Source organism: Sphingomonas anseongensis, from assembly GCF_023516495.1.
In the GTDB taxonomy this organism is placed as follows: Bacteria; Pseudomonadota; Alphaproteobacteria; order Sphingomonadales; family Sphingomonadaceae; genus Sphingomicrobium; species Sphingomicrobium anseongensis.
In genome coordinates, this window is the sequence record NZ_JAMGBC010000001.1 from 1,276,194 (window position 1) to 1,297,676 (window position 21,483).

At 59.6% G+C, this 21,483-nt stretch carries 17 protein-coding genes and 1 pseudogene; 13 read left to right on the forward strand and 5 right to left on the reverse strand.

The features are described 5' to 3' along the window. Positions 1–26: 26 nt before the first annotated feature. The gene (locus tag LZ519_RS11710) at positions 27–395 is read left to right on the forward strand and encodes an HGGxSTG domain-containing protein (protein ID WP_431358089.1); all 369 of its coding nucleotides are present in this window, start codon (positions 27–29) and stop codon (positions 393–395) included. 46 nt (positions 396–441) lie between these two features. Here the strand turns inward: LZ519_RS11710 and LZ519_RS11715 are convergent, their stop codons facing one another. After that, positions 442–1,035 (reverse strand): 3'-5' exonuclease, encoded by a 594-nt coding sequence (locus LZ519_RS11715; RefSeq protein ID WP_431358090.1) that lies wholly within the window; start codon positions 1,033–1,035, stop codon positions 442–444. A 936-nt stretch (positions 1,036–1,971) separates the two neighbouring features. Here LZ519_RS11715 and LZ519_RS11665 point away from each other — a divergent pair. From LZ519_RS11665 to LZ519_RS06670, 6 genes are read left to right on the forward strand one after another with little or no spacing between them, the layout of a single operon-like run. Continuing rightward, positions 1,972–3,771 (forward strand): GNAT family N-acetyltransferase, encoded by a 1,800-nt coding sequence (locus LZ519_RS11665; protein ID WP_249867917.1) that lies wholly within the window; start codon positions 1,972–1,974, stop codon positions 3,769–3,771. After that, positions 3,746–5,143, forward strand: a complete 1,398-nt coding sequence (locus LZ519_RS06650; protein WP_249867918.1) for an ATP-binding protein — start codon at positions 3,746–3,748, stop codon at positions 5,141–5,143. Before LZ519_RS11665 ends, LZ519_RS06650 begins: the two co-directional genes overlap by 26 nt. Beyond that, entirely contained in the window at positions 5,121–6,326 is a 1,206-nt protein-coding gene (locus LZ519_RS06655) for a hypothetical protein (protein WP_249867919.1), read from the forward strand. The genes LZ519_RS06650 and LZ519_RS06655 overlap by 23 nt, the downstream gene beginning before the upstream one ends. Continuing rightward, positions 6,304–7,215 (forward strand): phospholipase D-like domain-containing protein, encoded by a 912-nt coding sequence (locus LZ519_RS06660; RefSeq protein ID WP_249867920.1) that lies wholly within the window; start codon positions 6,304–6,306, stop codon positions 7,213–7,215. The genes LZ519_RS06655 and LZ519_RS06660 overlap by 23 nt, the downstream gene beginning before the upstream one ends. After that, positions 7,212–8,387 (forward strand): hypothetical protein, encoded by a 1,176-nt coding sequence (locus LZ519_RS06665; RefSeq protein WP_249867921.1) that lies wholly within the window; start codon positions 7,212–7,214, stop codon positions 8,385–8,387. Before LZ519_RS06660 ends, LZ519_RS06665 begins: the two co-directional genes overlap by 4 nt. Positions 8,388–8,423: 36 nt before the next feature. Then, positions 8,424–9,989 carry a hypothetical protein gene (locus LZ519_RS06670; RefSeq protein ID WP_249867922.1) on the forward strand — a complete coding sequence of 522 codons (1,566 nt, stop codon included), beginning with the start codon at positions 8,424–8,426 and terminating at the stop codon, positions 9,987–9,989. 297 nt (positions 9,990–10,286) lie between these two features. On the opposite strand, the gene LZ519_RS06675 is transcribed toward LZ519_RS06670, so the two are convergent. After that, complete coding sequence (locus tag LZ519_RS06675; protein WP_249867923.1) at positions 10,287–11,609, reverse strand: SLC13 family permease; 1,323 nt, start codon at positions 11,607–11,609, stop codon at positions 10,287–10,289. Positions 11,610–11,988: 379 nt separating this feature from the next. Here LZ519_RS06675 and LZ519_RS06680 point away from each other — a divergent pair, with 379 nt between their 5' ends. From LZ519_RS06680 to LZ519_RS06700, 5 genes are read left to right on the forward strand one after another with little or no spacing between them, the layout of a single operon-like run. Next, positions 11,989–12,543 carry a hypothetical protein gene (locus LZ519_RS06680; RefSeq protein ID WP_249867924.1) on the forward strand — a complete coding sequence of 185 codons (555 nt, stop codon included), beginning with the start codon at positions 11,989–11,991 and terminating at the stop codon, positions 12,541–12,543. After that, positions 12,528–13,061 (forward strand): gamma carbonic anhydrase family protein, encoded by a 534-nt coding sequence (locus tag LZ519_RS06685; protein ID WP_249867925.1) that lies wholly within the window; start codon positions 12,528–12,530, stop codon positions 13,059–13,061. Before LZ519_RS06680 ends, LZ519_RS06685 begins: the two co-directional genes overlap by 16 nt. Before the next feature lie 37 nt (positions 13,062–13,098). Then, positions 13,099–13,770, forward strand: a complete 672-nt coding sequence (locus LZ519_RS06690) for a glutathione S-transferase family protein (RefSeq protein WP_249867926.1) — start codon at positions 13,099–13,101, stop codon at positions 13,768–13,770. An 18-nt stretch (positions 13,771–13,788) separates the two neighbouring features. After that, positions 13,789–15,333 carry a peptide MFS transporter gene (locus LZ519_RS06695; RefSeq protein ID WP_249867927.1) on the forward strand — a complete coding sequence of 515 codons (1,545 nt, stop codon included), beginning with the start codon at positions 13,789–13,791 and terminating at the stop codon, positions 15,331–15,333. Continuing rightward, a complete protein-coding gene (locus LZ519_RS06700; RefSeq protein ID WP_249867928.1) occupies positions 15,333–16,163 on the forward strand; it encodes a DUF1206 domain-containing protein in 831 nt (276 codons plus the stop codon). Before LZ519_RS06695 ends, LZ519_RS06700 begins: the two co-directional genes overlap by 1 nt. Here the strand turns inward: LZ519_RS06700 and LZ519_RS06705 are convergent. Both LZ519_RS06705 and LZ519_RS06710 read right to left on the reverse strand, forming a co-directional pair. After that, complete coding sequence (locus LZ519_RS06705) at positions 16,160–16,654, reverse strand: pyridoxamine 5'-phosphate oxidase family protein (RefSeq protein WP_249867929.1); 495 nt, start codon at positions 16,652–16,654, stop codon at positions 16,160–16,162. The two genes, LZ519_RS06700 and LZ519_RS06705, sit on opposite strands and share 4 nt — an antisense overlap. Positions 16,655–16,712: 58 nt before the next feature. Next, positions 16,713–18,614: a CocE/NonD family hydrolase gene (locus LZ519_RS06710; RefSeq protein ID WP_249867930.1), complete on the reverse strand. Its 1,902-nt coding sequence runs from the start codon at positions 18,612–18,614 to the stop codon at positions 16,713–16,715. Positions 18,615–18,727: 113 nt separating this feature from the next. On the opposite strand from LZ519_RS06710, the pseudogene LZ519_RS06715 reads away from it, so the two are divergent. Continuing rightward, positions 18,728–19,354 (forward strand): annotated as a pseudogene (locus LZ519_RS06715) (UdgX family uracil-DNA binding protein); the annotation flags it as partial. On the opposite strand, the gene LZ519_RS06720 reads toward LZ519_RS06715, so the two are convergent. Beyond that, a complete protein-coding gene (locus tag LZ519_RS06720) occupies positions 19,351–21,447 on the reverse strand; it encodes a TonB-dependent receptor (RefSeq protein ID WP_249867931.1) in 2,097 nt (698 codons plus the stop codon). The pseudogene LZ519_RS06715 and the gene LZ519_RS06720 overlap by 4 nt on opposite strands. Positions 21,448–21,483 lie beyond the last annotated feature (36 nt).

A 21,483-nucleotide genomic window follows, 5' to 3' on the forward strand; every position in this document is an offset into this window, starting at 1 on the left:
CAACTTCTGACCCGGTGAGTAGCAAAATGAACGCTTTTACGAACGATCCCATAGAGCCGCCCAATCTGGCCAATGCGCGACGCTGTGGCGCCAGGACGAGGTCGGGCCGTCCATGTCAGTCTCCAGCAGTTAGAGGTAAGCAGCGTTGCCGGCTTCATGGGGGCACCAATCCTGGTCCGCCGAAGGGCAATCGGAATGCCTGGAAGCACGGTAATCGATCCGCAGAGGCGGAAGCGCAGTTGAAGATTGTTAGGGCGGCTGACCGCGACCTTCGGATACTGTCGAAGGTCAGTCAGGGCCTCGATCTGCGTCCCAAAGAAAAGGGCCGGCTGATCCAGATGCAGCTTGAAGAACGAACTTTCAGGTTGAGAGCCAAAGCCATGTTGATGAAGTGAAGGAGGCAGGTCCGGATCAACAGAGTTGGTCCACGCCCTTGGCCTCTCAGGCCGCCGTTCTTTCAGTGGTCAGATGTCGAAAAATCCTGATGCAGGCTCTGACATCTGCTTCCGCATCGTGAGCGTCGCTGTGCTCTTCGCCAAAGAAGTGCCTCATACACTCAGAGAGGCTTGGTGATTTCGGGTGAAATCTACCGGCAGCCATCATTCGAAAGGTCGGTGGTAAGTTCACCAACGCGGTAGATTGAGCCATGGTACAAAAGGTGTTGGGCGGTGCGGACCATCCGGTTTCTCCGAGCCTAGCTGCAACAATAGCCATGATCCGCAGGTCGAAGTCGACGTTGTGGCCCACAATGCACGTCGATCGCTTCGAAGCGGAATTGAACCAGCGGAATACCGCGGAGACTTCAACTCCGCGGTGGAAGGCTTCCTCCAAAGATATGCCGTGTGCTGCGAAGGCATGAGTTGATAGCAGAGCATCACGTCCTGGCCGGACCATCGTGAAGAGTCGGTCGAGTTCTGTCCCATTTTCGTCGAACAGAATCCCAGCAAACTGGAGCAGGTGTGGCTGAGCTCGATGGTCAGGTTCGAGATGCGGACGTGGGAGGTCGGTCGTCTCTGTGTCATATGCGAGATACATGAGGTTCCTTTCCTGGGTTTGAGACCAAGAAAAGGACTGCGGGGCAAACTCCGTGGTTGATCGCTGCTCAACTAGGTGAAACTCGAAGTGTTCTCTGGGTGACTAAGAGGGCAACCTAAACTCAGCCGCGGAGCGGCAGTGTACTGTTCAACCTAGCTGACATTGAATTGAGGTTGGGGGGCACCTCCGTTGTTTGTGTTGCCCCCCGGGGGGGTGTTTTGTGTTCGGGGGGTGCTCCGCACCCACACAGTGGAAGCGGACCTAGCTAGAGCAGATTAGACAAAGGTCCATATTCAACTCTTTCCCCACTCCTCCTTTGGTTCCTTGGCCACTTGCAGCGAAGGCTTACCCGGCTCGGCGCGCAGCTCCGCGAGCACCGGCCGGGTCAAAGCCGAGAGTGGAGAGTGGGCAAGGAACCAAAGGGAAAGAAAAGCTAACTTTCTGCTTTCGCCAACTCTCGGTGAGACTCTGCGGACTCAATTCATCTTCTCCCTGGTTCAGGCGTGAGGTTTCTTATCTTTGGTCAACCCATCGACTGCCCCCAAGCTCAGCCATCCCTGCCCCACGCTTGCCTGCGGCAGCGTGGCTTGGGCGGCCAGCTGGGTCAGCCGATGGGGGAGGGATTGGGGGTGTGACCGTTATTGGTCCTTAGCAGAAGAGCGCTGCGCCATGCGGGCACATCGATGCCCAATCGCATGAGTTTCTAGTGACAAGACCGACGAAGGCAGTATGGTCGGACTGCGGGAAAGGGGGACTACGGTGGGGGCAGTAGCGCGGAAGGCGCCAGTTAGAAAAAACCAGACATCTTTCGCCTGGACCCCGAGGCCAGACGCGCCTAGTAACAAGGCTCTGTAAGTGGCCTCGCAAGACGTCGATGTGAATCAGTTTTACCATGTGCTGAATTCGGCACCGAAAGAGCACCAACGCAGAGTTGTAGTGAGCGACGATGCTGGCAAGTCGTCCACGCTGCACGTCCACCGTTTCGCGCAGGTCGGCAAGGGGGACCGGCTTCGGCTCGACCCGGCTTCCACGAGGAATGTCTTCGTTGTGTCTGCCGAAGATCAATCGGATCTAATTCGGCTCACACCGGCTTTTGAGCAAAGTGGCGAGATCTGCGTCGGGTCTCAGCGGATAGCATACCGGATAGCTGAGGTTGCCTCGGCGTCCGATCTTCAATCGCTTCAGTACCTTGAGCAGTTCCACTACAAGACGGCCATCCTTTCAGACGAGGGCACTGACGAGGCACCTACCGCAACAGCGTCTGTTGGAGGTCGAAAGGCGATCCTGCTCTTGCAGTTCAAGGTAGGAATCAGCTGGCACGCCGCCGCATATGTCGACATCCAAATGCCACTGCTGATGGTGAAGCCGCGGCATGAGCTATTCGCGAACGCGTTTCGGCATCCGGATAGGCCCGTTCGCTGGGAGCAATGGGACCAGCACGCCATGCGCGAAAACGTGAACCTCATTGCTCGCATAGCTCGCGTGGTCGTGAGCCCGGAGTATCGCGGTCTCGGGCTAGCTCGAACTATGCTGGAGGCGGCGAAGACATTCTGCAAGACTAGATGGCATATCGCTGGCCGTCGGCCCTTGTTCTTGGAGATTATGGCCGAAATGCTCCACTACATAGACTTCGTGTCTACGAGTGGTTTCGTCCGGGTCGGCAATACTGAGGGAAATGTTGCCAGAGTATCCAGAGACCTCCTTTCAATGAAGAAAGGATACGGCATCAGCTCTGGAATTATGAGCTTGCAAAAGAAATACCTAACTCAACTTCAAGATTTCTGTAAGACTACGAACAGGGATTTCGAAGAAGTAGTGGCACGACTGGAAGAGGTCCTCCAGACAGAGGACCCCTCTTCTCACCTTTCGCCCGAGGAATGGCTCGCCTTCAGAAAGGTCATACGCTTCCCCATTCCATATTATTTGTGCCCGCTAGACGATTATGCAGAGCAGTATCTCCGTGAGCACGCTCCCGCGTCACCCAAGTTGAGGCGCAACAGGTTCAAGATCAACTCCCAGGCGATTGCGGTAACAGGAATTCGCGTCACATCAGATCTCCAGATTTCTCAATCGAAACCCGTTCGCCTCATCATGGACTGCTTCGGTCTTTCCGCCGACCGCATCCAGCAGCGCATTATCGGGCCGTTGGACGTCAAAGCGTCTGCGGGAAACATCATATTTATTTCTGGTTCGAGCGGCAGCGGCAAGAGTCTACTCCTCCGGGCTCTTGATCACGAGGGGAGCTACCGATCAAATCATCTGAAATTCCAGCGAAGCGTGTCGCGGACATACTCTGCTGGATGGCTGAAATGCCTTCCTTCGGAAGTTTGCATTTTCGAGTATTTCGCGGAGAAGTATTCGGTCTCTAGGTCCCTTAGCGCCTTGAGCCAGGTCGGCCTCTCCGAGGCTACGGCCTTTATTCGCCCTTTCGACATGTTGAGCAAAGGGCAGCAGTATAGGGCTATGCTCGCCGATCTCCTGTTACGCGACGATGAGGTTTGGCTTCTAGACGAATTTTGCGCCGATCTTGACCCACTCACCGCTCGCGTAGTCGCACACAATTTCCGGCGTCACGTGATGGCAGCTGGAAGAATTGCGATAGTCGCAGCAGCAAACCACGGGCATTATCTTGACGCGCTTCGTCCCTCGAAGATCATTGCGCTGCGAGCCGGTGATGCTCCTCGCTTAGTAACATACAGGGAGTACCAGGATGAGTTTCTCGCTCAAGCTGGCTGACGCGTTCGGCAAGGTGGTTGAGCGGAGCCCGTTCACTGCACTCGACCCTATAGTTAAGATCAACCACGTTCCGAAGGGCAACAATGTCATCTTTGGGCGCGCTAAGTATGAAGACCGCCCTTCGGATGTCGTCTATATTGGTAAGGTTCTCGAGAACGCGGCTGGCAAGAGCTACTTAGGCGCAGACGCGTGGATGGACGTCACCTTTCCACACGTGATTTACATTACCGGCACTCGAGGAAGTGGCAAGTCCTTCGACCTTGGAGTTCTGATCGAGGGGATCTCGGAGCTTCAGGAAAAAAGCCCCGTCCAGAACGACGTCACTCCGATCACCTCGATACTCATCGATACGCAAAGCCAGTTCTGGACATTGAGGTATGAGCCGCGAGGAGCGGTGAAAGAAAACGCCCAGCAGTTAGAAGAGCTCAAGCGCTGGAACATCAAGCCCAACGCCCTTAAGAATTGCCGAATCTATATCCCGCCGAACACCGAGCCTTTTCTCGGCGACGAGATCAAGTTCCGCTTACAGCCGAGGTATGTGACAGCGGAGGATTGGTGCAGTCTCCTAGGCCAGGAGGTCTATGGGCCACAGGGACACATTGTCTCCGAGACATGTGAATCGCTCTCGCCGGCGAACTACTCCTTGAATGACATGATCGCGTATATTTCGGATGCGTCGAACTGGCCGGGCATCGCAGAGTCATCACGAAACGCCCTGGTTTACAAACTAACAGACTACCTAAGGACGGGGCTGTTTGATCCCGCTGGATTGGACGTAAGGTCACTACTTACGCCGGGGGTCGCCAACATCTTCATGCTCAGGGACCTGCGAAATGAGGACAAGTCGCTCGTCACGGCCATCATCGCTCGCCAACTGTTTCTCATCATGGGCCAGCATCATAAGGAGCTCAAAGTCGCTCACTTTTTTGACAAGCCTTTTAAGGGTGAGAACCTCCCAACGAGAGTTTGGCTGTTGATCGACGAAGCGCACGTTGTAGCTCCTGCAAATCTCCCATCACCGGCCAGAGAAGCGCTCGTAGAGTATGTAAAACGGGGGCGTGACGCAGGGCTTTCGCTGGTGCTCGCAACACAGCAGCCATCGGCCGTTGACGACAGAATACTGAGCCAAGTGAATATCAGCTTCAATCATCGGCTGACCTTTCAAAGCGATATTAGTGCCGCAATCAATCGAGTGCCAACAAAGACGCTCGCCGGCATGAAGATGTCGGGAACCACACTAACCGATTTCGGAGATATGATTCGCCTGCTGGAGGCCGGGCAGTGCTTCCTTGGCGATCACGCAAGCAGTCGTACTGTTCTAGTTCAAATTCGACCGAGGGTGACGTCGCATGGTGGCTACAACCCAGTCTGACCCATACAGCGCCCTAAGCCACAAGATCGGTTGGTCAGTCGGTTTGGAGTACACGTTTGATCGCGTGCGGCGCCTTGTCGAAATCTACGCCGAACAGGGGGATCTGACCTATGGTATGTGGTCAGAACTCGTTACGAAAGAGTGGGGGCTGAAGAACTTCCATATAACTGATTTCTTTGGGTCCATTGACCTTATTTCCGCTAGCGGCCGCACGTTGTACGTCCAGCCTACACTTGATGTGCTCTCAATACTCTGGAGGGCGCTTCCTGCAGAGAAGCGAGACGACGCGCTTCGTTTGGTTCTCGCTGTTCGCTTTGTTCTCGACGACGGTGACATCTTCTTGAACTGCCTCGCATCGGAGTTTGATCCGGATGCTACGCGCTCGTCGCTTATCGCGATGGGAACATACAAGATCGCCGCGCTGAAAAGGGTGTTTCCCAGTTCGGCGGTCCAAGCGAAAATCTTCAAGCTCGTCAAAGTTGATACGCAGCCTACGAATAAGGGCAGCAAGGGGAAGGCCGGCGAAACGTTGGCATCGCGCAGACTTGAAGAGCTTTCGCACCGCACTGGCTCGCTGTCAGCTGTACCATCCGAAGAAATCACAGTTTCCGATGATTACCTCCGGAAGGTTCTCGGCCGAAGACGAGATTGGGCCACCTCGCTTGGTCTAGCGACAGACAAGGGCAAGCTTACCGGCAAAGGGAGACGTTTTCTTGACGTTCTCACGGATGCTGGTTTTTGTACATCAGGCGAGGCATTCGCTGTTTGGCCGCTCCATCACCAGTTTCGACGTCTCGCGATAAAGCCTGAACGCATCGACGCGCCAGATTTAAATATGTGGTCGTTCCTTGCGGTCGTTTACAGCGCGATGGGTGGCGCAGCTGACCCTCGGATAGACGAAGCAAGCCTGGAGCGAATCATCGAGTTCTTGGCTCGATGCTATCAAACCTACCGACTGACTAACAAAGGTATGGCGGTACTGAAGAACGAGTTGCCAACCTATGTCGCGTACCTGACGTATTTGGCTCATTGCTATTCGAATAACGAAGGAGCACTTGACGTCCCTGCTCTTATAGAGACGGATAGAAATAGCCCTGAGCAACGGGTGCTACTTAGACTGTCGCAGTATAGCGACGGGTCGTTCACGATCAGGAAGAAAAATGCCTCTGTATTTCTGTCCTGAGTTCGTTGCGGACTTGCAAAATCACGGCGATGCGAACTTTGCGAAGCGGGTACTGCAGAAAGTCGTGGATGGGTCTGAACTTCGCCCCGATAGCAAGGACCATCGCTATGAGGGATTCCCAGGAGCGTGGATTCGATATGTAAGTCGGGGCAACTCGGCGTATCGAGTAATCTATATACGGCGAGGCTCCGACGTTTTCCTCTATCGTGCAGGGGAACATTCCGTTGAGGACCGCCTTACGCAGCCAGGCGAGCTCGTCGGTTTGCCAGTTCAAGGTTACACAGCGCCCACGGCAGCAACCACGTCGGAGCCAGATTACTGGCCAAATCAGCTTTGGGCTGCCGCGCCACGGCCGCAGCCGAGTGGATCACCGTTCCTGAAGAACTTCTCCGTTCGCTATTTGAAGACGGCTCTTCTCTCGCGCAGACTCGTCCCGCACAAGCGCGTAACGTTAATCAGCCCTTATCTCTCAGTTGAGCTATTCGAAATGTCGAATATCTTCGGCAAGATGCTGTTCGATCTCATCGGGGATGGAGCAGAAGTCGCTCTGATAACAAAGCCCCCCAACCCCAAAGAGATCGGTGTTTTTGAACGACTCGAGCAGCGTAACGTGCAGCTTCATTTCCATGAAACGCTGCACGCGAAGATATTTTTATTCGAGATCGACCAGCGGCGGACAAGAGCACACGATGAACCTATTGCCATTGTCGGTTCGGCGAACCTCACACAGTCCGGATTGGCCTTTGCGGTCCGATCGAACGAGGAATTTTGCTACGAACTCCGCGGATCCGAGATAAGGGAGGTGAAGGAATTTGCCGCCTACCTCAAGCTGTCGTGCGTCGATCTCCAGTACATCAGATTAGCTAATGCCCGAAGGAGAGTTACATGAGTGGGATCATTGACCCGCAGCAGTTCTACAGTGCGTCGAATCTGACGGGCAATCCGTTCCGGTCGAACCCCACCCAGGAGAGCGATCCACGAATGGATGTTTGGGTGGGGTACGAACGTCAGCAGAACCAGTTGGTGAAGTTCATCACTCGCAGTCGAGCTGACCAAGTCGGCAACGTCAATTTCATCATGCTCTACGGCGGTTATGGAACGGGTAAGTCGCACGCGTTGCTTTGGGCACAGCACCAGATTCTCGTGACCAAGGCTGAGGAGTTCAATTCGGTCGCGTACTTCGTCCCGTCCTTGCGCAAGGACAAAGGCAAACTCACATTCGCTGGTGCGTTCGTCGAAGACCTCGTTGCCAAGTCAAGCTTGGTGGCTGATGTCCAGGCGTATCGCACGTTTCTCGGAATGTGCATTTTCCGATACCGGGATCAGATGAAGATTCCAGAGAGCGTCAAAGCAGAAGAAGTCATCGAGAGAATTCTGCCCTCTGTCGAGCTCTACAACTTCGCTAAAGACATCTACAAAGCAGAGACGGAAGCAGAGGTTCGCTCGCTTCTGGTTCCCAAGGGGTTCAATGATTACCAGGCCGTCGTCACGTTCACGCGGCTCGTCAACCTGTTCGTCTTTGACGTGAACCTTCCAGAGGGCGGTCGGCGGTTCAAGCAAGCGGTGTATCTTCTCATAGATGAGCTCGACGACCTACTGCGAACGCCGAACGTTAAAGAGGTGCGAGAGGTCAATGACGCACTCCGCCACATCTACGATTCTTGCCCGAACTCCTTTTGTCTCGTCATCGCGCTTTCAGCGGAGGCCGCGGAGCTCACGGCGGCGTTTGAAAAGTACATCCTAGATCGCATCCAGAAGCAGATCGTCTTCGAGCTCCTCGACAAGGATGACGCGGTTCGCTTCGTGGCCGAAGTCCTGCAGGCGAACCGTGTGGATCCTGCCAGTTCAGACAAATTCTTCCCGTTTGATGAAGCCGCTATCGAGGCGATAATCTCTCAACTCGTCGAGATAACGCCTCGTAAGGTCGTCAACGTCATGCAGCAGGTGATCGAAGAAGCTCGCCTCGCGGGAGTCGACCCGCAAAAGGAGCGGATATCGATCGAGACCCTGGACGACCGAGAAATCATGGACGAGGTCTTTGGCGAAGGCGGATTGATGTAGCCCGCCGTCCGGGCGGCATGTCTCCTGTACTGATTCATGCTCGAGCAGAGCTCCTCAGCAATATTCGACCAGGGATGGGGCCTGAACGGCTTCATCGCCGTAGCGAACGCGGTCAACCTCGGTTGCATAGATGAACTCTGTTCCGCCGCTTGCGAAGCTGTAGCCGTTGCAGCTCAACACAGCCCGTCTGTCTGGCTGTCGTGCGCCACATCCCAACAAGACGTCAGTCGCGAACTCGTAATTGAGCTGTTGGAAGAGGACGAAGCAGCACACATCCTAGCACAGGAGTATCTGGCTGGTGTCAGCGGAATCCTGGGCCACAATTCAGCTCCTCTGACCCCATCATATTTCCTGGAAGTTCTGCGCGAATGGGCTGAAGGTGACATAGAGCTCACCGCAGCGTGGATTTCGATCTACCGACACACTTGGCGTATCGAGCGCGACTACAGGCTGCTCGGACTGACATTGCTTGCGCCTTTCTGCTTGTTGCTTCTCGAGCCAGAGCTCGATTGGCGCAGTTTGGATCTGGTCTTTTTGGACATTGCGGATCAAGCCCGAGACGGCCCAGTCACGCTGGCTGGCATTGCTTCCGAATATGAAAATCTAGGTGTCATCGCGTCGCTTGATCTGCTGCACTTCGCGGCACTGAATCATCCCAAATTAATCACCGTACCTGCCGAAGATCTAATCGTAGATCAGCTTTACCGGGCCGTTCCGATTGCACATTTGGCGAAGCACATTCTGGCGAAGAGCAAATACGTCGTGTTTCCGCAGAACAGCTGGAGAAGCACGCGTGAAGTGCTGCAGCGGAAGTGCGAGATCAACAGGGAAGGTTTGTATGGCTTCTTCGCTCACTGGGGAGCCGAACAACAGTTGGCATTGTGCATCCTCGAAGAGCTGGTTTCAAAGATTTGGTCGGAGAGCATTCACTGCTGCAATGAGGTCCAAGGACTCCCCGCACCCGTTGAGGCAGCTATCGTTGACTGCCTAAAGCGAGAGAGTCGCGTTCTCTCGCGGGGCGAACTGATGTCGTTATTGCACGCAGATCGCATTGATCTCGACCCTCTAGAACTGGGTCCTGGTCGCATACTCGCGTATGTTCCCGGTCCGCGGTTCGCTTCCTCTAAGACCTGCTTGTACGTTTTGAGCGAGTGGGTGCAGGACGCGCACCATTCCCGGAACCGGATCTCGGCCACTCGAGTAATTACCCCGCGTCGCCATAAAGATGTCAGTTTCAGCGAAGCGGATTGCAAAGCTGCGCTCGCACGAGATCCGGTCTATTTAGCATTGGGCGCCACTTGCACCCGCCGCTTAGCTCGTTCCATTGCCATCAGGCTCCTGAACCAACCCACAGAGCCGTATTATCTAAATAAGATGGCGGGAACCGTTGAGCGTTTCCTCGCCTCGGAGATGGAGCCGCTGGGCGGAGGACTACTGGTAGACGAACGTTGGCACGAGATTCTGACTACTTTTGAGAAGCCGGCTCGTCAGCGCTCCCTCGTTATGAAGACTCTGCGGTCTATCGCATCACGGTACAACGACAGTGATCGCCAAGCGGCCGCAGCCACGCTCTTGAAGGACCTCAGCACGACTTTGCACTAGTTAAGGTCCCAAGTTGCTCCAGTCCTTCTCGGGATCCGTGTGCTCCAGCGAGAGACATACCGCGAATGCTCTCCCGCGCGTTCAAGCCTACCCCGAAGCTGAGATCAGCCGCACTTGTTTGAATGTTCTGGGGGCCCATTTGGGGGCCTTTCGCAAGCTCACATTACGAATAGCCTATGAAGGCAACTACTTACGCTAGGACCGCGAGTCCTCTCCTGGCACCATCATCGAACCCGAAATGCCGGGGCATTTCGAAGGTTCGATGATCCGCCGGACGGCGACCAATCCGGCCGCGACCTAAAATGGGAAGTAAATCTGGATCGCCACGACCGCCGCCGCCCAGGTAATGAGGTTGAGCGGAAGCCCGATCTTCAGGAAGTCGAGATAGCTGTAGCCGCCCATTTGGTAGACGAGCACGTTGGTCTGGTAGCCGAACGGCGTCGCGAATGCCGCGCTGGCGGCGACCATCACAGCCACGAGGAACGGCCGCGGGCTCACCGAGAATGCATCCGCCATCGATACCGCGACGGGCGTGAATAGCACCGCCACGGTCGCGTTCGACAGAAGCTCGGTTGCGAACAGCGTTACGCCGTAAAGGATGATCAGCGCGAGTAGCGGGCTCATCCCCTCCATGGTTCCGATGAGCGCGTGCGTTGCCGATTCAGCAAGGCCCGTCTGGTCGAGCGCAATTCCCAAAACGACCATTCCGGCGATCAGCATCAGCACCTCCGGCCGCAATCCGCGATAGGCTTCGTCGGCGGTGATCACCCGCATCAGGATCAGCAGTACCGCGCCAGCGAACGCCGCCGCGGCGATCGGTGCGACGTTGAAGCTGGCGAGCGCAACGACGCCGACGAACGTCAGAGACGAGGCCAGCGCCGCCCAGGGTCGAAGCTCCGATTTCTTCGCGAAGGGGCCCGCGCGCCCCACGAGTCCTCCGGCAAGACCCGGTTCCCGGAAATCCTCGGCCTTGCTCACGGCTTCATCGACGTCCGAAGCGCCGTTTTCACCGGCCTTGATCAGCTTCGAGGTGAAGAAGAACAGGTAAAGTCCGCCGGCAATCGACACCGCCAGCCCAACCGGAGTGATCTCGAACATCCCGAACCGCGGCTGGCCGGCAACGGTCGCCATGTCGTTGACCAGCAGGTTGGTCGACGTTCCGATCAGGGTGCAGCAGCCGCCGAGGACGGCGGCGTAGGACAAGGGAATGAGGTAGCATTTGGGCGACCGATTGAGCGATTTCGCAACGTCGCGGACAACCGGAGCGCCAAGCACGACGATCGGCGTATTGTTGAGGAAGGCGGAGGCTGCCCCGGCAAGGCCGATCAGCACCCAGAGGCCCGCGACTCCGATCCGGCGGCACAAGGCGACTAGCTTGCCGATCGCTGCGTCCAGCAATCCCGACAGCTCCATCGCGTAGGCAATGACAAACAAGGACGCGAGGGCAATGATCGCGGGGCTCGCGAACGCTCCTTCGACCTCCACCGGGCGAACCACTCCGGCCATCAACAGGACGGCCGCCCCGGCGAGGGCGACGATATCCGCCCGCATCTTGTCCTGGATCAGCGCCGCAACCACCGCGGCCAGGACCAGCAAGGTGATGATCTGCTCCAGGGTCACTCTTTGCTCGTCCGCTTCACCGTGGTCCCGGGCCTGGCCAAGACCGTAACTACGAACCCGCGGTGGACATTCAGGTCGGCGATTGTGCTATCCCCTGCTGATGCTGACGAAGCGCCATCGACGCTCAGCCGCATTGATTGCCGCTTGCCTCGCGGCTTGTGCATGCGGCGGACCCGCGAGCCAAGACAACGCCTCCGCCAATACGGCGAACACTGCACAACAGCAGGCGGTTCCCGAGCTTCCCATCCCAGCTGCCGAGGCAATTCTGGGCCGCGAGCAACTGCTGCTTGCGGCGCAGCGTGCGGCGAGCGACTTCGCGGTAGGGGTGGACGATGCCCAACGCCAAAAGGAGCTGGCCGGGAGTAAGTTTGAGTTCCGCATGCGCTTTGGCTGCGACGGCCCTTCGCAAGAAGAGGCCGGATCGCTGGGCTGGAGCCTGAGCGAGGAGAGCCGCGCGCTCAAAGTCCGGGCGACGCCGACGCTGTCCGCCGCTGATGCCCCGGTCAAGGCCATTGCCGGCCAGGCGTTCGAGGCAGTGGAGGGCTTTTGGATTCGCGAGCCGTGGCTTTTGACGGCTGCCTGCCCGCAGGCCGGAACGGAACCGGAGAAAAGGTCCCAGCAGGACCAAGGGGCTGCGGGCGTTCCCCAGACTGTCGGAATCGCTCAATTTTTCGCTGCCCGCGGCGCGCGAACCGTTCGCCGCTCCGGCCGGGCCTATGAAGCGACCACGAAATTGGACGAGGGCGATCAGCCGAGTGGAGGCTTCGACCTCGTGCTAAGAGGCCGCCTCGTCGCGCTGCCAAACGGTCGGGTCATCGCATGCAGGGTGGCAGAATCGGGTCGGCCCAGCTGCGTGATCTCGGTCGAGTTCAGCAAGGTTTCGATCGAGCGAGCCGACACGCACGAGCAGCTCGCGCAATGGGGCCCAAGTTGACGCTCTACAGCCTCGGCGACCTCTCGCCTGCCCTGGCAGACGGCGCCTGGGCCGCGCCTTCCGCAGACCTGATCGGCGACGTCCGGATGGCCGGGCGGGCAAGCGTCTGGTTCGGAGCCGTGATCCGCGCCGACAACACTCCGATCCTCATCGGCGAGGAGAGCAACGTCCAGGACGGCGCGGTCGGCCATTCCGACCCTGGCGCGCCGCTGACCATCGGCGCCCGGGTAACGATCGGCCATCAGGCGGTCGTCCACGGATGCACCATCGCCGACCACTGCCTGATCGGAATGGGCGCCCGGATCCTCAACGGCGCGGTGATCGGCCCCGAATGCCTGGTCGGAGCAGGAGCCCTCATCACCGAAGGAAAGAGCTTCGAGGGCGGGAGCCTGATCGTCGGCGTTCCCGCTCGCGTGTTGCGCCCGCTGACCATCGAAGAGAGGGCCGCCATCCGGGTTTCCGCCGCCCATTACGCGGAAAAGGCGGCGCGCTACGCTGCGGAGCTACAGCGCGTCTAGACGCCTCCGCGCGCGGCGCTAAAGCTGCCGCCCACCCATGTGGCAACTCTATCAATTCCCGCTCTGTCCGTTTTCCCGCAAGGTCCGGCTGGTCCTCGCCGAAAAAGCCATCGCTCACGAGCTGGTGAGGGAGAATCCGTGGGAGAAGCGCGACGAGTTCGTCGACCTCAATCCGGCGGGCGAAACCCCGGTGATGGTTGACGCCGAAGCGGGGATCACCCTGATCGGAAGCCAGCCGATCGTCGAATATCTCGACGAGACGGTCGAGAAGATGCCGATGATCCACGGCAATGCGACCCTCCGCGCCGAGATCAGGCGGCTGGTCGAATGGTTCGATGAGAAACTGTACCGCGAGGTGGTCGAGCCGCTGATGAACGAGCGGATGCGCAAGCGGCTGGTCAGCCGCGAAAGCCCGGACACGCGCGTGCTTCGCGATTCGATGCGTATCGCCAACGGCCATCTCGATTATCTCGATTATCTGCTCGACCACCGCCGTTGGCTGGCCGGGCCCGGCCTCAGCCTTGCGGACTTCACCGCCGCCGCTCAACTCAGCGTCATCGACTATCTCGGTGCAGTCGACTGGCGAGGACACCAGCAGACTAAGGACTGGTATGCGGTGATGAAATCCAGGCCCTGCTTCCGTCCGCTTCTGGGTGAGCGGATGGAAGTGATCGTCCCGCCGCAGCATTACGACAAGGTCGACTTCTAACTGGGGAGCCAAAAGCCGATGACCGTAGCCGACGCCACGCCCGACTATGAAGTCGGCACTCACGACGACCGCGCCTTCCTCGGCCATCCAAAGGGCCTCGGCTTCCTCGGCTTCACCGAAGGATGCGAGCGCTTCTCTTATTATTCCATGCAGACGCTGCTCACGCTCTACATGGTCAATTACCTGCTGCTCCCGGGGCAGATCGAAAATGTGACCGGTCTCGCCTGGCTCCGAAGCTGGCATTATCCAGGGCTGGAGGGGCAGCCGCTCTCCTCCGCGATCTTCGGCGACTATACTTCGCTCGTCTATCTGATGCCGATCCTCGGCGGGATCATCGCCGACAAGTTCACCGGCCGGAAAGTCGCGCTGATCGCGGGAGGGCTGGTCATGGCGCTCGGCCATTTCCTGATGGCGATCGAAGGCGCCTTCCTGTTCGCGCTTCTATCGCTGATCGTCGGGGTCGGGCTGTTCAAGGGCAATATCGCCACGCAGGTCGGCGAGCTCTATGCGGAGAACGACCTTCGCCGGGCGATGGCGTTCCAGATCTTCTATATCTTCATCAACGTCAGCGTCATCGCCGCTCCGCTCGTCTCCGGCACCCTGGGGCAGAAGGTCGGCTGGCATTATGGCTTCGGCTGCGCCGGCGTGGTGATGGTCTTCGGGCTGATGATTTACTTGTGGGGGCAGAAGACCCTTCCACGCGACCTTGAGGTGGCCAACCGCGACCGCAACACTCTGGTCGGCCGCGTCGTCGCCGGCGCCGTCGGAATCGCGGCGCTGGTCGTCGTCTGGCTGTTGATCTCCGGAATCCTGTTTTCGTCCTGGATCATCGGTACGATCAGCGCGCTCGTGATGATAGGCGCGCTCTACATGTACCTGACGCGCAATCTGGATGCGCAGGACAGGTTCAAGGTGCTGACCCTGTGCATCCTCATCCCGGTGCTCGCGATTTCGCTGCTCACCAATCAGGAGATCTTCAACGCCTACCTCGTGTGGGGAGATCAGCACTTCAACCTGAAGTTCATGAGCTACACGATGCCGAGCAGCTGGCTGATCACGCTCGACGCGATCCTCAGCTTCTCCATGCTCGTCGCTGTTGCCGGCTTCTGGAAATGGTGGAGCCTCAATCATCGCGAGCCGGACGAGGTCAGCAAGATGATCATCGGCAGCCTGTTCACCATTGCGGGGGGCGTATGCCTGTTCCTGGCCGCGCTAACCCAGGGTGAAGGCGCCAAGATCGGGTTGTTCTGGCCCTTCATGTTCCACCTTCTGAACAGCATCGGCTTCGCTCACATCCTTCCGATCAGCCTTGCGCTCTTCACCAAGATCGCGCCGCGGCAGATCACCGCCACCGTGATCGGACTTTATTACCTGTCCTTCTTCGCGGCGAACAAAGTGGTTGGCTATGTCGGCGGCCTGTATTCGACGCTTCCGACCACCACCTTCTGGCTGCTTCATGTCGCGAGCGCCGGCGTCGGCCTGATCGCCTTCGCCATCTTCAAGGTCGCGCTCGGCAAGCGGATGCAGAACAGCGCGGCGGACCAGGCGCGGGCACTGAGCTGATGCCGCCGCAGGCCGCCACCCAGATTGCCGGGGAGGTCGCCTATGAAGGTAAGTTCCAGTGGCTGACGCGGCTCGGCTTTGCGGCCCGTGGACTGTTGTACATCCTCATCGCCGTCCTGGTCGTGAGGACCGGGCGGACCGAAGATCTCACTGGAGCCTTGGAATATGTAGGGCACGGAGCCGGCAAGTTCCTCCTTGCCGGCCTGGCAGCGGGCCTCGCCACCTACGGGCTATGGAGGCTCAGCGACGCTGCGCTCGGCACCGAGCATCCCGGGACTGAATGGAAGCAGCTCGGCAAGCGCGCTGTCGCCGGCGGCATCGGCGCGATCTACATTTATCTCGCGTTCAAGGCCGTTCGAGTGATCCTTGCCGGCCGCTCCGGCGCGATGGGCACCGAGCAACAGGCAGATACGGTGCTTGACTTGCCTGGCGGCGAGCTCGTGCTCCTGGGCGCGGCTGCGATCCTCGCGATCGCCGCCTGCAACCAGTTCTACAAGGCTTTGAGATGCAGGTTCATGCGCACGCTCCAGGAAGGGGCCAGCGCGAAGGGCTGGATCAAATGGATGGGCCGCCTCGGCTATGCCGCACGAGGCGTGATCTTCTTCGTCGTCGCCTGGCTGATCTATCGCGCCGCGGTTGATCACAAGGCCAGCGAGGCGGGCAATCTGGAAAAAGCGCTGGACGTGCTTCGCGGCCCATTCCTGCTGCCGATTGCAGCAGGGCTGTTCCTGTTCGGGACCTTCAGCCTGGTCGAGGCGCGCTACCGCGCGATCCACAAGCCGCCCGTCGACGGCGTGAAAAGGAAGATCGAAGACAAGGTCACCCGCTAGAAGTCGACCTCCGCGACCTTCTCTTTCATCCCGGCTTCGGGCTTGCGGCCGAACAGCTTGTTGAAAGCGGGCTTCAGGAACCCCCCGATGTCGCTCAGCCAGATCTTCGCGTCGTCTATTTCGAAGCGGACGAGCGCGAGCTTGGGGTCGTCTTTTCCTTCGTACCATTGAGCTACGATCGGATTCCACAGCCGGTCGATCGTGGAGCGATCGTTGTCGACCGTCAGGGTCCCGCGAAGGCTCGCGAACAGGCCGTGGTCCTTGCCGGAAAAAGCGCCGATGGCGCGGTTCGACTGGCCCATAGCGCGAGTGAAGTCATGGTCGTTGGCAGTGAAGAAATAGACCCGGCCAGCCTCGCGATCTGAATCTTCGAAGTTCGCCGTCATCGGCTGCGTCGCGCCCTCGCGAGCGCCTTCGATGCCAAGCATCACGAAGGGGCTGTCCTTCAGAGCCTCCCAGAACTGCTCTTCGATGTCGCGGTCGTCGGCCATTTGTCTCTCCACTTCTTGGAAGCAGAGAACGGCCATCGGTTAGGTGGCGTTCCGGCGGTCAGGGCACGATGGGCAGGTAGACGGCGCTTGCATTGGTGCCGCCGTGGAAGACGGTCTGCGTAGCCGCGCGATAGTCGCCCGACTTCGCATAGAAGATGTTCGGGACGTACGTCTGCGGGTTGCGGTCGTAGAGCGGGAACAGGCTCGACTGCACCTGCACCATGATCTTGTGCCCGGGCAGGAAGACGTGATCGACGTTCGGAAGGCCGAAGCGATATTCGGTGGCCTTGCCGGGCGTCAGCGCGTGCGGCCGGGCGAAGCTGTCGACGTAGCGGCCGCGGAAGATCTCGATCCCGATCGGAAGCTGGAAGCCCGACATGTCGCGCTTCGAGCCTTGTGACTCACCTTCGGGATTCTCGTTGGGATAGACGTCGATCAGCTTGACCACCCAGTCGCTGTCCGTGCCGCTCGTCGCCGCGAACAGGTCGACCTGCGGCGCGCCCATGATGTGCACCGGCTTGGTCAGCGGCGCGGTGGTATAACTGAGCACGTCAGTGCGCCCGTCGACGAAGCGCTGATCGGTGACGAGCCATGTCTTCCATTGCGCGCCGGTGATGGGCCGAGGAAGGTAGGGAACGGGCTTGGCGGGGTCCGATACATAATTGTCGTGACCGCTCGCCGCGGGGCGATCGAAGGTCGCTCCGGCGCCGGCCGTCAGGAACAGCGGAGTCGGCGTTCCCATCGGCCACCGCGGCGAACCCTCCCATTTGTCGATGCCAGTCGCATAGGTAAGCACGGGAGGGTGCTTCGGGTCGGCCGAGCCCTTCAAATAATGGTCCAGCCAGGGCTTCAGCCAATCGCGCCGCCATTGCAACGCGGTGTCGCCGGCGAAAGTCAGGTCGCCCAGCTCATAGCCGTAATGGTTCGCACCCGAATGGCGCCACGGGCCGATGACCAGGTGGAGAAGGCCGCTGCCTTCATATTTGTCCTTGAGCGCCTTGTAGACCGCGGGGCCTCCGTAACTGTCCTCCTGGTCCCACTGGCCGACCTCGAGCATCGTCGGAACCGTCAGCGGATGCGCCGCCATCCACTTGTCGACCGCCTGACCGGACCAGAATTCCGTATAGGCCGGGTTCTGCATCAACTTTTGGACGAAGGGGACGTTCTCGATCCGGTACTTGCGCGCGAAGTCGGCCATCGATCCGGCTTCGAGGTAGCGCGCGTAATCGTCGCCCGTGCCGACCGGCAGGCTTGCGCCGGCGTCTGCCTTGCCCGTGCTTTGCGACAGGCCGAAGTCGAAGCCGCCGACCCTGAAGGCCCCGTTGTGGAACCAGTCGTCGCCCATCCAGCCGTCTACCATCGGGCTCTGTGGAACGGCCGCCTTCAGCGCAGCGTGCGGGTTGATCTCCGACGCCAGAGTGAGGAAGCCGAGATAGGAGGAGCCGATGGTGCCGACGCGGCCGTTGGATTCCGGCACGTTCTTCACCAGCCAGTCGATCGCGTCATAAGCATCGGTGCTCTCGTCAATGCCGGTGGTGTTGAGCGGCCCGACGATCGGCCGGTTCATCACGAACGTGCCTTCTGAGTTGTGGAGTCCGCGGATGTCCTGTTGGACGATGATGTAACCGTCCTCGACGAACTCCTTGTACATGATGGGAAGCTTGTCGACGACCTTGAGGCTGGACGTGCGGTTGGTGCTCCCCTTCGCATCATAGGGCGTCCGCGACAGCAGGATCGGCGCGTTGGCCACGCCCTTTTTCATGTAGATGACTGTGTAGAGCTTGGTCCCGTCGCGCATCGGCACCATCGCCTCGCGCCGGATGAAGTCCGCCTGCGGAAGGACGGCATCGTACGAAGCGACGACGTCCGGGGTCATCGGAGTCACGCGCTCGGGCGGAGCGGCGGCGATTGCGAGAAGCGGGAGGATGGAGGCGGCGGCGCGGAGGAGGATGCGGTTCATGCCGCGACCGTAACCAGCCCCGTTGAGCGCGGCAACATCGCGCAACATCGCACGTTTCAGCGAGAATGGCGGACGTCGCTGCTGAAGGTCTGAGAAATGCGCTCGACGCCGAACGGCGCGCCGAGCCGAAGAGCAACCTGCGCTCCTCCTGGGAGGCTTTATTCAAGGAGGCGCGCGGCTGCACCCGCTGCGAACTCCATAAGTGCGGGACTCAGACCGTGTTCGGCGAAGGTCCGCTCGAGGCGAAGCTGGTGTTTGTCGGCGAGCAGCCGGGCGACCAGGAGGACCTCGCCGGCCGGCCGTTCGTCGGGCCCGCCGGCCAATTGTTCGACCGCCTCCTGGAGAAGGCGGGCGTCGACCGCTCCCAGACCTACGTCACCAATGCCGTCAAGCATTTCAAGTTCGTCCAGCGCGGCAAGCGGCGGATCCACAACAAGCCGGACGCGGGCGAAATCCAGGCGTGCAAGTTCTGGCTTGAGCAGGAGCGCGAGTTGATACGGCCGCCGGTGACGGTGGCCCTCGGAGCCACCGCGGCACGCTCGCTGATCGGCAAGTCAGTGACAATCAGCAAGGTGCGCGGCGCGCCGATCGAGCTCGATGACGGGCTGGAATGCTGGGTGACCACTCACCCGAGCGCGCTGCTTCGTATGCCCGAACCCGAGCGTCGGCGTGAGGCGCGCGACCTGTTCATCGATGAAATGAAGCGGATCTGGGCGCGCGCCGAAAAGCTGTCCGTCTAGAAGCGATAGCCTAGCGACAGCTTCACGGTCCGCGGCGCTCCCGGCGCGATGTTGTTGTCGTTGCTCGCAGTGGGGAAATAGTGGGCGCCGAGGATATTCTCGACGTTCAGCTGCGCCTCGAGCCCGTAGGGAAGCCTGTAGAAAGCGGCAGCGTCGATCCGCGCGTAGCCTGGAAGGCGCACGTTGTTACTGATCGACGCATAGGATTTCGAGCGGGCGATTACGCCCAGCCCGACGCCCAGCGCATTCGTCACCTCATAGCGGTTCCACAGCGAGAAGCTGTGCCGCGGGACGAGCGGGACTTCGCGGCCCGCCGGAGCCGAAACCGTCGTCTCGGTGATCTTCGCCTTTTGAAGGGCATAGCCCGCCGACATCAGCCAGCGGCTGGTGACGCTGCGCTCGAGGCCAAGCTCCAGCCCGCGGCTGCGCTGCATTCCGGTCAGCACGGTGCGCGTTGGATCGAGCGGATCGGATGCGCGCGTGTTGCTCCGGTCGAGCTGGTACAGCGCGGCGGTCGCGAGCAGCCCGTCGAGGATTTCCCATTTGGCGCCGACTTCGTAATTGTCGAAGCGTTCGGGCTTCAGCGCGGCGCGCTGCGGGTCCAGGCTGCTGAACTGGTCGCCCGACTGCGGCAGGTAGGACCGGCTGTAGCTCGCATAGAACGACAGGTTGCGCTGCGGCTTGAGGACGAGCCCGAGGCGGGGCGACCATAGATCGTCGCGACGGCTCACCGTACCGCCGGCGCGGAAGTCGTCCACCGCGACCTTGAAGCTGTCGAAGCGAAGGCCTGCGACGATCTCCAGCCATTCGGCCGGACGGATCTGGTCCTGGACATAGGCCGCTGCGACGGTCACCTTGACGCGGTTGTCGGCATCGTCGGCGTCCGGAGCAAAGATCACCGGCCGGTCGACCGTGGGGTCGGTGATCGGGGTCGTATTCCCGCCAACGAATGTCCCGGTGTTGCGGCGGTTGCGCGATCGCTCGCGGCCGACCTCGAAACCGACCAGCAAGGTCTGGTCGATCCCGCCGAGCCGGTTGTCCCAGACGAGATCGGTCTGGCTGAACAGGTTCGTCCGGTTGTTGCGGTTGTTGTAGGCGCTCAAGGTCACCAGGCCGGTGGCCGCGTTGAACCCGCTTCCGTAGGCGTTTTGGTAAAACTTCTTATAGTCGCCGAGCGAAGTGTGGTTGCGCAGGGTCAAGCCGTTGCCGAAGTCATGCTCCACCGCGATCGTGGCGAGATCCACATTGGCCTTCGCGAAGCTGACGTCCGGATTGCCGAAGAAGGTTCGGGTGAATCCCCGGATCGGTTCGTGGCCGTCGGCCGGAACTCCACGGTCGGCCGTCCGGCGATCGTGGAAATGCTCATAGGACAGGTCGATCCGGGTGTTGCCGCTGACCACTGCAACCGTGGGATTGAAGCCGTAGCGCTGCAGGTCGACGTGGCGACGGAAGCTGTCGCCATCCTCGAACAAGCCGTTGAGGCGCAGGCCGACATTGCCGCTTAGCGGCACATCGACATCGCCGGTGAAACGCAGGTCGCCCCAATTGTCCGCCGAGGCGGTGAAGGCGCGATAGGCGGCCAGGCTCGGCTTCTTCATGACCCGATTGACGATTCCGCCGCCGCCTCCGCGGCCGAAGATCATCGCATTGGGGCCTTTGAGCACTTCGACGCGGTCGACGTTGTAGAAGTCGCGGAAATACTGGACGTCATCGCGCACGCCGTCGACGAAGAAGTCCGCGGTGCTACTGTTTCCGCGAAGAACGATCGTGTCGCGATTGCCTTCGCCCGCATTGTAGGACGCGCCGGGAACGAACAGCAGCAGGTCGCCGACCGAGCGAAGCTGCTGGTCCTCGATCTGCTGGGCGGTGACCGTCGTCATCGCCTGGGGAATGTCCTTTACGTCGGTGTTCGTCTTGGTCGCCGTGCTCGTCGACTTCACGCCATATTTGACGTGCTCGCCGACCACGACGATCGGCGTCCCTTCTTCTGCGGACGCGTCGACCGCCGCATCCTTAGCCCCGTCCGCAGCATGGGCAGGGACGGCGGCACAGGCGAGGATGGCGGTAAGCGAATAGAGCAACGGACGAGACATTTTTTCCCCTGTGGCGACTGTTGCCCGGGGCTCTAT